General features: G+C 44.9%; 9 protein-coding genes. 5 read left to right on the top strand and 4 right to left on the bottom strand.

Translation table 11 applies throughout. From position 1 onward, the window contains the following. Positions 1-11: 11 nt before the first annotated feature. The 3 genes from DWY57_RS03640 (at position 12) to DWY57_RS03630 (ending at position 3,660) form a co-directional block, all read left to right on the top strand. The gene (locus DWY57_RS03640) at positions 12-1,970 is read left to right on the top strand and encodes a RagB/SusD family nutrient uptake outer membrane protein (RefSeq protein ID WP_227203892.1); all 1,959 of its coding nucleotides are present in this window, start codon (positions 12-14) and stop codon (positions 1,968-1,970) included. Positions 1,971-1,994: 24 nt separating this feature from the next. Continuing rightward, positions 1,995-2,726 carry a DUF3823 domain-containing protein gene (locus DWY57_RS03635; protein WP_117964149.1) on the top strand — a complete coding sequence of 244 codons (732 nt, stop codon included), beginning with the start codon at positions 1,995-1,997 and terminating at the stop codon, positions 2,724-2,726. A gap of 91 nt (positions 2,727-2,817) precedes the next feature. Further along, the gene (locus tag DWY57_RS03630) at positions 2,818-3,660 is read left to right on the top strand and encodes an endonuclease/exonuclease/phosphatase family protein (protein WP_120164383.1); all 843 of its coding nucleotides are present in this window, start codon (positions 2,818-2,820) and stop codon (positions 3,658-3,660) included. A 214-nt stretch (positions 3,661-3,874) separates the two neighbouring features. On the opposite strand, the gene DWY57_RS03625 is transcribed toward DWY57_RS03630, so the two are convergent. Both DWY57_RS03625 and DWY57_RS03610 read right to left on the bottom strand, forming a co-directional pair. Continuing rightward, on the bottom strand, positions 3,875-5,212 hold the full coding sequence (locus DWY57_RS03625; protein ID WP_117964151.1) for an NADP-specific glutamate dehydrogenase: 1,338 nt from the start codon (positions 5,210-5,212) through the stop codon (positions 3,875-3,877). A gap of 363 nt (positions 5,213-5,575) precedes the next feature. Further along, complete coding sequence (locus DWY57_RS03610) at positions 5,576-7,864, bottom strand: NADP-dependent malic enzyme (RefSeq protein ID WP_034522738.1); 2,289 nt, start codon at positions 7,862-7,864, stop codon at positions 5,576-5,578. 175 nt (positions 7,865-8,039) lie between these two features. Between DWY57_RS03610 and DWY57_RS03605 the strand changes: the two genes are divergently transcribed. Then, complete coding sequence (locus DWY57_RS03605) at positions 8,040-10,544, top strand: family 20 glycosylhydrolase (protein WP_117964153.1); 2,505 nt, start codon at positions 8,040-8,042, stop codon at positions 10,542-10,544. Between the two features lie 64 nt (positions 10,545-10,608). Here DWY57_RS03605 and DWY57_RS03600 read toward each other — a convergent pair whose 3' ends face one another. Continuing rightward, a complete protein-coding gene (locus DWY57_RS03600) occupies positions 10,609-11,889 on the bottom strand; it encodes an O-acetylhomoserine aminocarboxypropyltransferase/cysteine synthase family protein (protein ID WP_087331714.1) in 1,281 nt (426 codons plus the stop codon). A 137-nt stretch (positions 11,890-12,026) separates the two neighbouring features. Between DWY57_RS03600 and DWY57_RS03595 the strand changes: the two genes are divergently transcribed. Continuing rightward, complete coding sequence (locus DWY57_RS03595) at positions 12,027-13,043, top strand: N-acetylmuramoyl-L-alanine amidase (protein ID WP_035457740.1); 1,017 nt, start codon at positions 12,027-12,029, stop codon at positions 13,041-13,043. A 6-nt stretch (positions 13,044-13,049) separates the two neighbouring features. On the opposite strand, the gene DWY57_RS03590 is transcribed toward DWY57_RS03595, so the two are convergent. Further along, positions 13,050-13,946: a DMT family transporter gene (locus tag DWY57_RS03590; RefSeq protein ID WP_117974322.1), complete on the bottom strand. Its 897-nt coding sequence runs from the start codon at positions 13,944-13,946 to the stop codon at positions 13,050-13,052. Positions 13,947-14,278: the final 332 nt, after the last annotated feature.

The raw sequence follows: 14,278 nt of genomic DNA, 5'->3' as shown, positions 1-14,278 counted from the left end.
TGAATATCAACATGAAAATTAAAAAATATATCTTCGCATTTGCATTATGCATGGGGTCATTGACTTCTTGTGTAGATCTGGACATCCCACCAATGAATATTGTTGGTGATAATGATATTTTTGGAAGTACGGCGGGGGTTACAAGCTATATGGCCCGTTTGTATAGTACGTTGCCTGTAGAAGACTTCCGCTATTCGCATGTAAACATGTTCTTTTCGGGAGGTTCTAATTTTGCGCAACCTTCTTGTTTGACTGGTGAAGCTATTAGCCGTGACACGAAGGGGGCAGAAGTTGAAACAGCAAACTATTGGGATGCTGCGTATGCCTTAATACGTGAAACGAACTATTTTATAGAAACACTTCCCAAATATGCTGATTCACATTCTGCTACTGAAATTGAAAGTTTGTTGGGCGAAGCGTATTTCATTCGTGCTTATACTTATTTTGCATTAGTTAAGCGTTATGGTGGTGTACCTATTGTTAACACAGTAATTGATTATCCGGCTACAGTAAGCATTCCTGAAACACAATTGTTCCGTGATTCGGAAGAGGCTGTCTGGGATTTTATTTCCAGTGATTTGGACTACGCTATTGCGCATTTGTCTGCAAAGAACCAAAAAGGACGTGCCAATAAATATGCAGCTGCAGCTTTGAAATCGCGTGCTATGCTTTATGCTGGAAGTATTGCCAAATATAATGATGTGAATGAAGTTTATAATGATGCGCGTATTTGCGGAATTCCAGCAAATCGTGCTGCCGATTATTTTAAACAGGCTTATGAAGCATCGAAGATTGTTGATGAAGGAGGTTATGCTCTTTACAAAGGGGACTGGGCAGCTAATAATAAGGATGCACAATATACTAATTTCGTGAATATTTTCTTGAAAGATACGGAAGAGAATATTTTCGTGAAATATTTTGATTATCCGGACTGTGTACATTCATATGATTGTTTTGCACAGCCTACGCAAACCTCTACCGGTGGTAGCAACACAGAAATTTGTCCTACATTGGATTTTGTAGAAATGTTTGAAGGTTTTGAGAAAGATGCCGATGGGCATTTTGCTAACATGAACACGGAAGGTTATTATAAATTGTATGAAACAACAATGGAACCTTTCAAGAATGCCGAACCTCGTTTGCGTGCTACTGTATTGCTGCCGGGTGACGAGTTCAAGGGTGAATCCATTGAAATCCGTCGTGGTATTTGGGTTGGAGAAGGTGATAAAATTTCTCCTCTTCTTCCTTCAGAAGATACCTATGGCTTTTATGATGATTATAGTGCTTACGCTAACGATGCGACGAGCTTGCTGAAATTAGCCAGTCGCGAATCGCAAAATACGGATGCTAATGCAATTCTGTTAAAGGATGGTACAATGATGAAGCGTGCAGGGAAAAGTGGTACAGTGAAGAATCAGGAGATAGGCTGTACGGTTTCCGGTTTCCTTATTCGTAAGTATTTGAATCCTGAACAGAAGAATACAACTTGGAATCAGTCTGTTACAGATTGGATTGACATCCGTTATGCAGAAGTGTTGCTCAATCGTGCCGAGGCGGCTATGGAACTTGCAGCTGTGGGTAGTGTTACCGATGATGCCGGTAAGAATTATGTAGAGGAGGCTTTCCGCTGTGTGAATCTCATTCGTGAACGTGCAGGTGCTACGTTGCTTGCTTCTTCTGCAGAAACTTCAATTGATGTAGTGCGTATAGAGCGTCGTAAAGAGCTTGCTTTCGAAAATAAAACTTATTGGGATTTGAAGCGTTGGCGTATTATTGATGATGAACAGTCTACACGCAGATATCGCACTTTGCAGCCATTCTTTGCAGCAGATGCCATGAAGTATTTCATGGATATCAAGGAGCAGGAATATGGATATACTTATACTTATGATACACGTAATTATTATCAGCAGATTCCGACTGGTGAAATCACTAAGAATCCGAATTGTAAACAAAATCCAGGTTATTAATTATAAGAAACGAAACATTCAATTATGAAAAAGTTAACATATATTTTGTTGTCCTTATGCTTATTGGTAAATTTTACCTCTTGCGATGTGGATAATTATGGAGAACCTGAAGAAACTTTCCGTGGTGCTTTTATTGATAAGGAAACTAAAGAACCTTTCCAAACAGCTATTGGTAATACCGGCATTCGTATCCGTATGATGGAATATAGCTGGAGTGATACTCCGGAACCTTATGATTTTAATTGTATGCAGGATGGTACTTTCCAGAATACCAAAATATTTGCAGGCAATTATGGTATTATTCCTGAAGGTGCTTTTGTGCCATTGGATGAAGAGATTATTGATATAAAAGGTACTGTAGAGAAAACTTATGAGATTGAGCCACTGTTGCGCGTGAAATGGGTAAGCGAACCTCAGGTCAATGCAGATGGTACTGTGGAGGTGAAGGTTATAATTACTCGTGGTACAAATAATCCGGATTACCAACAACCGCTTACCGAAGCTTGGTTATTTGTGAGCGAAACGAGTTATGTCGGAGATTTCAACTTCAGTCCGCGTTTTTCTACTCAGTTGTTAGGGGCAGCTTTAACTGATGTTTTAGGTAAAGAAATTACTATTAAGACAAAAGGCCAATTCCCTGATTATTCGCGTAAATTCTTTTTGCGTGTAGGTGCTCGTACTACAAAAAGCTTTAGCGGTACCAATCGTTATAACTATACAACAATTAAAGAAATCACAACTATAGCACGTAATTAGTAATAATCTGGATGAGAGTGTATTGGAACCTTGATAAGCACATTGTTTGGTCTGGGTTTTGTACACTCTCATCTCTTTTATAGATATTAATATGAAACAGTCCTTTTTTATTTTTATGGTAATTACCCTTATGTTACCTCAGTTCGTTTCTGCAAAAAGGGGGAAAAATAGTTCACAACTTACTGTTATTTCTTATAATATGCGGTATGGTACGGCAGAGGACGGTGTTAATGCATGGGAATTCAGAAAGCCAGCTACTATAAAAATGATTAAAAAGCATAAGCCTGATATTTTGGGAGTTCAGGAAGCTTTGGATTTTCAGCTGGCGTTTATTCTTGAGAATTGCACGAACTATGAGGCTGTAGGTGTTGGACGCATTGATGGTAAGCACAACGGAGAGCATGCTTCAATAATGTATAATAAGAAAAAAATAGAATTGTTGGAGTGGGGTAATTTTTGGCTTTCTTCAACTCCTGAAATTCCTTCTATAGGGTGGGATGCTGCATGTACCCGTACTGCTACATGGGCACTTTTGAAGGATAAAAAGACAATGGAGAAATTTTATTACGTTAATACTCATTTGGACCATGTCGGAAGAGTGGCACGGAAGGAAGGTCTGAATCTCATTTTAGAAAAGATACAGAAGATTAATCCTGATAATTTTCCATTAATTTTAACCGGAGATTTTAATATGGAGTATACGGATTCTTCCATACAAAAACTGAATGAAAAAATGATAGATGCTAGAACTTCTGCTAAAAAAACGGATTCTTTTGGTACTTTCAATGGATGGGGGACCCGTAGCTCCATTATAGATTATATTTATTATAAAGGGTTTAAAATGTGTACGGAATACGTTACAATTCGAGAAAAATATGCAGGAAAAACTTTTATTTCTGATCACTATCCGATTAAGGGGGTACTGAAGTTTTAATTATGTGAAAAATCATGATGTATTCTGGTTTTCTCACGATGTGTTTGCTAATGGAGGGCTGTTAGAATTATGGATGAGTCCGAAACCGAATAAAAAATGAGGGAAGGACAAGGAAATTCTTAATATGTCCCTACTGACTAGGTTACTATTATGAAGAAAGGCGAAGAGGTACAACTCCCTTCGCCTTTCTTCATAACAACTATGGCTTTTATTCTTACACAATCCCTTGTGCCATCATAGCCTTTGCCACCTTCATAAATCCGGCCACATTGGCACCCTTCACGTAATTTACATAACCGTCGGCTTCCGTACCATATTGCACGCAAGCTTCGTGAATGTTCTTCATGATGCTCTTCAATTTCTCGTCCACTTCCTCTGCACTCCAGCTCAACTTGATGGAGTTCTGAGTCATTTCGAGACCAGATACTGATACACCGCCAGCATTGGCTGCCTTACCCGGAGCATACAGAATCTTTGCATCCTGAAATACCTTGATGGCTTCCGGTGTAGAGGGCATGTTGGCACCTTCGGATACTGCCATTACCCCATTAGCTATCAACTGACGGGCATGGTCGCCATTTAATTCATTCTGAGTGGCAGAAGGCAAAGCGATATCAGCCTTTTCGCCCCAAGGCTTGGCTCCTTCCACATATTTCACACCCGGATATTGTTCAGCATATTCGCGGATACGTCCACGGTAGAGGTTTTTCAGCTCCATGATGTAATCCAACTTTTCGCGGTCAATGCCGTCCGGATCGTATACATAACCGTCAGAATCAGACATGGTCAATACCTTACCACCCAATTCCAATACTTTCTCGGCCGTATATTGAGCTACGTTACCGGAACCGGAAATCAGACAAGTTTTGCCTTTCAAGTCAGTACCCTTAGTCTTCAACATTTCCATCAAGAAGTAGATGTTACCGTAGCCGGTAGCTTCCGGACGAATCAGCGAACCGCCGAACTCACGGCCCTTACCGGTGAAAGTACCCGTAAATTCATGAGCCAGCTTCTTATACATACCGAACATGAAACCTACTTCGCGACCACCTACACCGATATCACCGGCAGGTACGTCTGTTTCAGGACCGATATGACGCCACAACTCCAGCATGAAAGCCTGAACGAAACGCATAACCTCAGCATTCGACTTGCCGCGCGGAGAGAAGTCCGAACCGCCTTTACCGCCACCCATAGGCAGAGTTGTCAATGAGTTTTTAAATGTCTGCTCGAAAGCAAGGAATTTCAGGATGCTCAGGTTTACAGAAGAGTGGAAACGAACACCGCCTTTATATGGGCCGATAGCGTTGTTGTGCTGCACACGATAGCCCATGTTGGTTTGTACGTTACCTTTATCGTCTACCCAAGTAACACGGAATTGGTAAACGCGATCGGGGATGCAAAGACGTTCAATCAGATTGGCTTTGTCAAACTCCGGATGCTTGTTATACTCTTCTTCAATCGTAGAAAGAACTTCTTCTACTGCTTGATGATACTCCGGTTCGTTGGGGAACCGTCTTTTCAGGTCTTCTAATACCTTAGCTGCATTCATAATCTATTTCTTTTATTGGTTGCTACTATATGTTACCTAAAACAATTCGATTTTCGGTTTGTTTCCTTTTCCTCTCATTGCGGTTGCAAAAGTACACATAAAAATGAAACGAGCAAACATTTTATAAAGAAAATGCGGTATAAGACAACAATTTTATTGTTTTATACCGCAAAATGGAATAAAAAGATATTATTTATCCTCTTTTTAGAGACTTTATGACGGGAATAAACACTAAAGCCGCCGAAATGGCAAGCGTTAGGATAATTGGACCGTCAATTCGTTCGACAGATATCAAAACAATGTAGCAAAGTGCTGCCCAAAGCAGCACAATGCAAACTATTTGGAATTTTGATAACGGTCGTCTCATTTGGCAGCCTTCTTTTTGTCTACGATAGCATCGATAACTGCTACTGCAGTGATGTTAACGATATCGCGCACGGAGCTCTCAAAATCGGTAAAGTGGATAGGCTTGTTCAATCCCATTTGGATAGGACCAATCAGTTCGGAGTCCGTATCCATCGCCTGCAACAGCTTGTAAGCAGAGTTTGCAGAACTCAAGTTCGGGAAAATCAGTGTGTTTACGTCTTTTCCTTTCAGGCGTGTAAACGGGTACTTGGCATCACGCATTTCGCGGTTCATGGCGAAATTCACCTGCATTTCTCCGTCAATGGCAAGGTCAGGATAGTTTTGTTGCATATAATCCACTGCTTCGTGTACACTTACCGGGCTACCTTCCTTATCCGCACCGAAGTTGGAGTAACTCAACATGGCCATTACCGGTGTATGATTGAAGAAGCGGACGGTATATTCCGACAGCTTGGCAATATCGATTAGCGTTTCGGCATTGGGATGACGGTTAATCAGCGTATCGGCCAGGAAGTATGTACCTTTTTTGGAGTTCAGGATATGCATGGTGCCGAAATGCTTGTATTCCGGACGGATGCCGATGACTTCCTTGGCAACCTTGATGGTATTGCTGTATTTGGTGTAAAGACCTGTGATGAAAGCGTCTGCTTCACCCGTTTCCACCATCATCATACCAAAGTAGTTACGTTCGAACATTTTGTCATTGGCTTCTTCGTAAGTGACTCCTTCGCGGGCACGTTTTTCAGATAGAATGCGGGCATAGCGTTCACGGCGCGGCGCTTCATCCGGATGACGCAGATTTACTATCTCAATACCTTCAAGGCTAAGGTCTAGTTCTTTTGCCAGCTTCTCGATGGCTTCGTCGTTGCCCAATATAATAGGATGACAGATACCTTCAGCCTTGGCTTCCACAGCAGCTTTCAGCATATTGGGGTGGATGCCTTCGGCAAATACCACACGTTGCGGGTTGCGGCGGGCGGTGTCGTAGAGTTGGCGGGTCAGTTTGCTTTCGTAACCCATCAGCTCGCGCAGTTGCAGGCGGTAGGCATCCCAGTCTTCGATGTCTTTACGGGCTACACCGCTTTCCATGGCGGCTTTGGCCACAGCGCAGGACACTTCGGTGATGAGGCGCGGGTCAACCGGTTTCGGGATGAAGTATTCGGGACCGAAGGTGAAGTTGTTTACGTGGTATGCCTCGTTCACCACATCGGGCACGGGCTGCTTGGCAAGGTTGGCAATGGCGTGCACGGCAGCAATTTTCATGGCTTCGTTGATGGCTTTTGCCTGCGTGTCGAGGGCACCGCGGAAGATGTAGGGGAAACCGATTACATTATTAATCTGGTTAGGATAGTCGGAACGACCGGTGGACATCAGTACGTCCGGACGTGCTGCCATGGCGTCTTCGTAAGAGATTTCCGGAGTAGGGTTGGCAAGGGCAAACACGATGGGATGGTCTGCCATGCTGCGAACCATGTCCTGGGTCAACACATTACCCTTTGACAGTCCGAGGAATACATCGGCGCCTTTGATGGCTTCTGCCAGAGTATGTACATCGCGACGGTCGGTGGCAAAGTAACGTTTTTGCTCGGTCAGATTCTCGCGATCGCTGGTAATGACTCCCTTACTATCCAGCATTAGGATATTTTCACGGCGTGCGCCGAGCGCTTCATACAGTTTGGTGCATGAGGTGGCGGAAGCCCCGGCACCGTTTACGACGATTTTCACTTCCTCTATCTTCTTGCCTGCCACTTCCAGGGCGTTCAGCAATCCTGCGCTGGAGATGATGGCGGTGCCGTGCTGGTCGTCGTGCATCACGGGGATGTCCAATTCCTCTTTCAGGCGGCGTTCTATTTCGAAACATTCGGGTGCTTTGATGTCTTCCAAGTTGATACCTCCGAATGTTGGGGCAATAGCCTTGACAGCTTCGATGAACTTGTCGGGGTCTTTTTCATTTACTTCGATGTCGAATACGTCGATACCGGCATAAATTTTGAACAACAGACCTTTACCCTCCATGACGGGTTTGCCGCTGAGGGCGCCAATATCGCCCAGGCCGAGCACGGCGGTTCCGTTGGAGATGACAGCTACCAGATTGCCTTTTGCTGTATATTTATATGCATCTTGCGGGTTTTTCTCAATTTCGAGGCACGGTTCTGCAACGCCCGGAGAGTAGGCGAGAGAAAGATCGGTTTGTGTACTGTAAGGCTTGGTGGGTACTACTTCAATCTTACCCGGTTTGCCTTGCGAATGGTAGAGCAAGGCTGCTTCTTTGGTTATTTTAGCCATGGTAGAATAGTTAAATTGGTTATAATTTGGCTGCAAATGTAGGTATAAAAGTTCTAAATTGTAGCTCGCTGTCAATAAAATCTATTACTTTTATCAGTTAATTAGCTTAAAATGCTTATTTTTGGCATCAGATTTTAGAGATTACCCCCATTTATTAACTTAACATATGAGTTGCATGAGAATTTTGAAACTTCCTCTGGCAGGATTATTATTTTGTGTAATGGCACTATTTGCTGGATGTAAAACGAGTAATGAACCTAAGGCACCGGTTGCTCTGACCTGGGAAATGGGTGCAAGTGACATCGAACCCGGATATTATGAGAATACCTTTATTCTCAAGAATATCTCTCAAAAACCTCTAAAAAAGAACTGGACGATTTACTATTCACAGCTTCCCCGAGGGGTGAAGCAGGAAGGAGCCTCTGAAGTGAAGGTAGAGGTAGTGAACGGTAATTTTTTCAAAATGTATCCGACAGACGAATTTGCTTCGCTGGCTCCCGGTGATTCCATGCGGATTACTTTCCTTTGCACTTACAAGCTGGACCGGAACTCCCATGTACCGGAAGGAATTTATTGGGTGGAGACTGTGGATGGTAAAGAGGGCAGTCCGTTGCCCGTGGCTTTGAAGGCGCTGCCGCTTCCTTCTCCCGAGTCAATGAGCGGCTATCCGGATGCGACTAAGATTTATGAATCCAATCTTCGCTTGGGTGGTGCTCCTACTTTGGTGCAGTCAGACATTCTTCCGTCTGTAAAGAAAGCGGTAGCCATTGAAGGCGATAATGTCGTATTGGAAGGTAAGGTAGCTTTGGTATTTCCGGAGAACTTTGCCGGTGAAGCCAAGTTGTTGAAAGAGAAACTGACAGGTTTGTATGGTTTGGAAGTTGTCGGAAATGCTTCCGTGAAGATTGTGCTGGAAGAACTGCTTGATAGGAAGGAGGCCGTAAATGATGAATATTATACTATCAATATAGGTGACAACCTGATAAAAATCAGTGCTGCCACTCCTCATGGCATCTTTAATGGTACACAGACACTTTTGTCAATGTTGAAGGATAAGCAGACACCTTATTTGCTGGAGGCAGTCTCCATCCGGGATTATCCGGACTTGGCATATCGTGGACAAATGATAGATATTGCCCGTAATTTCACCGCTCCGGAGAACTTGAAGAAACTGGTGGATATTTTTGCATCTTATAAATTGAATGTCCTGCATTTCCATTTTTGTGATGATGAAGCCTGGCGTTTGGAGATTCCCGGTTTGGAGGAACTGACTGCTGTGGGTAGCCGTCGCGGACATACCACTGACGAAAGCCAGTGCCTCTACCCATGTTATGACGGTGGCTATGACCCTGATGCAAAGACTGTAGGCAATGGATATTATAGCCGCGAGGAATTTATTGATTTGCTGAAGTATGCTGCCGAAAGACATGTCCGCATTGTTCCGGAAATAGAATCTCCGGGGCATGCCCGCGCTGCCATTGTCTCCATGAAGGCACGCTATAACAAATATTTTGAAACTGATCCGGGAAAAGCTACAGAATATATGTTGAGTGAACCGGAAGATACTTCACGTTATGTTTCTGTACAATATTATACGGACAATGTGATGAATGTCGCCTTGCCTTCTACCTACCGTTTTATGGAGAAGGTGATTCAGGAACTTAATGCGATGTATCAGGAAGCCGGTCTTTCATTGTTTACAGTGCATTTAGGTGGTGACGAAGTGCCTCGCGGCGTGTGGATGGGCTCCCCGAAATGTCAGGAACTGATGAAGAAAAAAGGCATGACGAAAGCTCATGATTTGTCGGAGTATTTCATTACGCAAATGGCGGATGTGATGCAGAAGAACGGACTGAAATTCAGTGGTTGGCAGGAAGTTGCTTTGGGGCATACCGAAGAGGCTCATCAACAGTTGAGGGGCCAGGCTGCCGGTGTGTATTGCTGGAATACTGTACCGGGCTCTGATGAAGTGGTTTATCAGACAGCCAATAACGGTTACCCGGTCATCCTTTGCAACGTGGGCAATTTCTATATGGATATGGCTTACAATGGTCATCCGGACGAGCGTGGACTCGATTGGGGAGGTTATGTGGATGAGTCTGTCTCTTTCTCTATGCTTCCTTTTAGCATTTATCGTTCGCTGCGTGTGGATATGGCAGGCAATCCCATTGATTTGGGTAATGCGGAAAAGGGGAAGACTGCTTTGACAGAGATAGGCAAGAAACATATTATGGGTGTACAAGGGCAATTATTCGCCGAAACTATCCGTAGTTTTGATGGCGTGGAATATCTTCTCTTCCCGAAAATCTTAGGGCTGGCAGAACGTGGCTGGAATGCTCATCCGGTATGGGAAAATCTGTCCGGCGTGCGGGAGCAGCAGGCTTTCAATCAGGCTTTGGCACTTTATTATGAGAAAATCAGCAAGAGTGAAATGCCTTATTGGGCAAAGAATGGGATTAACTTCCGCTTGCCTCAGCCGGGATTATTGGTAAAAGATGGAAATCTGTATGCTAATGTGGCCATTGATGGTGCTGAAGTACGTTACACAACTGATGGTTCGGAACCTACTGCCCAGTCAACCTTATGGAAAGAACCGGTGAAGTGTGGTTCCCTGGTCGTGAAAGCAAAGACCTTCTACCAAGGCAAGGAAAGTTTGACGATTATATTGAATGTTGAGTAATAGAGAATATTGAAATGAAAAGGGAGTGCATTGTCCGAAAATGCACTCCCTTTTGTTTATTCCTTTAGGCGTTCAGCGCTTGTTCTATATCCGCAATAATATCCTCTGCATTCTCTATACCTACCGAGAAGCGAATTAGGTCGGGGCGTACACCTGCCTCCATCAGTTGCTCGTCTGTCAACTGGCGGTGTGTATGACTGGCTGGGTGCAGCACACAAGTACGTGCATCGGCCACATGAGTCACGATGGCCGCCAGTTTCAGTGAATCCATAAACTTGATAGACTCTTCCCGTCCGCCCTTCAAGCCGAAGGTGACAACGCCGCAAGAGCCGTTCGGCATGTACTTCTGTGCCTGCTCGTAGTATTTGTCGCCCGGCAGACCACAATAATTCACCCAAGCCACTTTATCGTTCTGGGCAAGATACTCGGCTACCGCTTGTGCATTCTTGCAATGTTGGGGCATACGCAGGTGCAGTGTTTCCAGACCCAGGTTCAGCAGGAATGCGTTTTGTGGAGACTGGATGCTGCCCAGGTCGCGCATCAGTTGGGCTGTAGCCTTGGTGATGTAAGCCATTTTGCCGAAGGCTTTCGTATAAGTCAGTCCGTGGTAAGACTCGTCCGGTGTGCACAGTCCGGGGAATTTGTCGGCGTGTGCATTCCAATCGAAGTTACCGCTGTCTACAATGACTCCACCTACGCTGGTGGCATGTCCGTCCATGTATTTGGTGGTAGAGTGTACTACGATGTCGGCACCCCATTCAAACGGACGGCAGTTGATGGGGGTAGGGAAGGTGTTGTCCACAATCAAGGGCACGCCGTGGCTGTGGGCAATGCGGGCAAACTTCTCTATATCGAGCACTTCGAGCGTAGGGTTGGAGATGGTTTCGCCGAATAGGGCCTTGGTATTGGGGCGGAAAGCAGCGGAAATTTCTTCCTCGCTGGCATCCGGGTTGACGAAAGTGACGTCGATGCCCAATTTCTTCAAAGTTACTCCGAAGAGGTTGAATGTTCCGCCATAGATGGTAGAGGAGCAAACAAAATGGTCTCCTGCCTGGCAGATATTGAAAATGGCATAGAAGTTGGCTGCTTGTCCGCTGGATGTCAGCATAGCGGCCACACCACCTTCGAGGGCGGCAATCTTGGCGGCTACTGCATCGTTCGTAGGGTTCTGCAGGCGGGTATAGAAATAGCCGCTGTCTTCAAGGTCGAACAAGCGCGCCATCTGTTCGCTGGTATCATATTTGAAAGTTGTACTTTGATAGATGGGGAGTACACGGGGCTCGCCCTTTTTAGGAGTCCATCCGGCTTGTACGCACAGCGTCTCCGGCTTGAATTGCTTTGCCATAATGTTATCTGTTTTAAAAGTTTCTTATCTATTATCGCGTAAGTTGTCGCAAAAGTAGGGAAAAAATTATAATTTTGTGCTTAAGTATGGTAAAATGCTATAAATTAGCGGCTGGAAATTTGTAGCGAACCGAATAAATGATGAATAATTGGAATATGAAACGCATATTTTGTTTACTGACCATCCTCTTTTGTACTTCGTTTGCTTTTAATGCTTCGGCTCAGGAAGAGCGGGATAGTCCGAGACGTGGAGAAGGAATCTCTGTTTTCCTGGAACGTAACAAGCGCCCGGGGAGAGCCTATTATAAGGAGTTTTTGGAGCTGAACAAGAAACTTCTTAAAGGGAAGGAGGAATTGCGGCTGGGAGTGAAGTATGTACTGCCCCCATTATCAAAGCCGGTTGGCAATGGGAAGAAGACAATCAATGAACCTTTGTTCGGGAAAGCGCTTGCCAGTGTAAAAGTGACATCCAACCGTTTGCAGGGTGCTTGTTTTTATGTAGTGAGCGGGCATGGAGGCCCCGACCCCGGAGCTATCGGCAGAATCGGCAAAATAGAACTGCATGAAGATGAGTATGCGTATGATGTGGCTTTGCGCCTTGCCCGTAACTTGATGCAAGAGGGAGCGGAAGTCCGTATCATTATCCAGGATGCTAAAGACGGAATCCGTGATGACAAGTACCTTTCCAACAGCAAACGTGAGACGTGCATGGGAGCTCCCATACCCTTGAACCAAGTGGCACGTCTCCGGCAACGTTGCGCCAAAATCAATGAGTTTTACAAGAAGGACCGCAAGAACTATAAATATTGCCGTGCCATTTTTCTTCATGTGGACAGTCGCAGCAAGAGCCATCAGACCGATGTGTTCTTTTACCACTCTAAAAGCAAGCCCGACAGCAAGCGTCTGGCTAAGACCATGAAGAAAACTTTCGAGTCGAAATATGACAAGCACCAGCCCAACCGTGGGTTTACCGGAACTGTCAGCGCACGCAATCTTTATGTGTTAGCCAATACTTCTCCCGCTTCCGTATTCGTGGAATTGGGAAATATCCAGAACACTTTTGACCAGCGCCGTTTTGTAATCAGTTCGAACCGCCAGGCCTTGGCCAAGTGGATGATGGAGGGTTTCATCACGGATTATAAAAAGGCGAAATAAGGACAATCAACTCTGGCTCTCCTTTTTCTTTTCGTGTACCACCACGACTGTAACGGCCGTTATTATCAGCGCCATGCCGACGGCGCTGGCCGGTGTGAAGCTTTCATTGAATATCAGGCAACCGATAACTACGGCTGTCAGAGGTTCCAAGGCCCCGAAAATGGAAGTCAGTGTAGGCCCTATGTATTTAATGGCCTTTACCAGGGTGATGTTGGATATAGCTGTTGCCGGCAGTGCCAGTCCGAGAATATTCAGCCATGTATGGGTGTCATTGGCCAGCCGGATGCCTCCGGTCAGACATCCTCCTATAATAAAGAACAAGGCTCCCAACCCCATTACGTAGCATGTCAATGCAGTGGAGGGAATCTGCACGGCACGGCTCTTCCTTACTCCTACGATATATCCTCCATAAAAGAATACGGACAGACCGGCAGCAATCAGCCCGATGGTCGTGTTTCCTCCTTCAAAGTCTATTTTGCCGGATGACAAAAGTCCAGCTCCGCTTAGTGACACCAACACGGCAAACAGAATGGCGAATGACCTCTTTTCTCCGAAAAAGCCCATCATGGCCAGTGCCACGGCCAGCGGATACATGAAATGAATGGTGGATGCCACTCCGCTGGCTATGTTCTGATAGGCGATGACCAGACTGAAGGAGGTAGCTGCCCGGAGCAGGCTGAGGATGAACACCGTTCCCCAGTCTTTCCTGCTGATGCGGAATGTCTCGCCCAGCATAATGCCGAAAACGACCAAGGTAAGTGAAGCTATTCCCCATCGGTAGGCCAATACTTCGAAAGAGGAGAAGCCCGCAAGGAGTAATGAAATGGTGAAGAAAGGAGCCAGCCCGAAGGTGGCAGAGGAGAGAGCCGCATATATAAACCCTTTTATGGAAACATTTTGCATCTTTTATCTTGATTTTAATGGAGATTTTAAAATTATCTGTTTGCGTCAATTGCTTGATTCGCATTGCGTCGTGCAAAATTAATGAATAAAAACAAGCATACAGACAAGGGAGTGTCCCTTTTTTACAATACAGTATAGATATGGGTATCTAATATAGTATCGACTGGCTTGCCTGATATTTATTCGTTCCATCATGAGGTAAAAATCATTCCACCGCGGAGTAAAAATCGTTCCACCATGGTGGAACGATTTTTACTCCATGGAGGAACGAATACTTGTTCGCTGTCCGGTTCCTAAACTCTTCCGGGGAGAAAGTCTGATGGCTCCGGCAG

The sequence above is a fragment of the Bacteroides sp. AF25-5LB genome, from assembly GCF_003602965.1.
Classification (GTDB): Bacteria; Bacteroidota; Bacteroidia; order Bacteroidales; family Bacteroidaceae; genus Bacteroides; species Bacteroides uniformis.
This window is presented reverse-complemented; position numbering and strand designations above follow the sequence as displayed.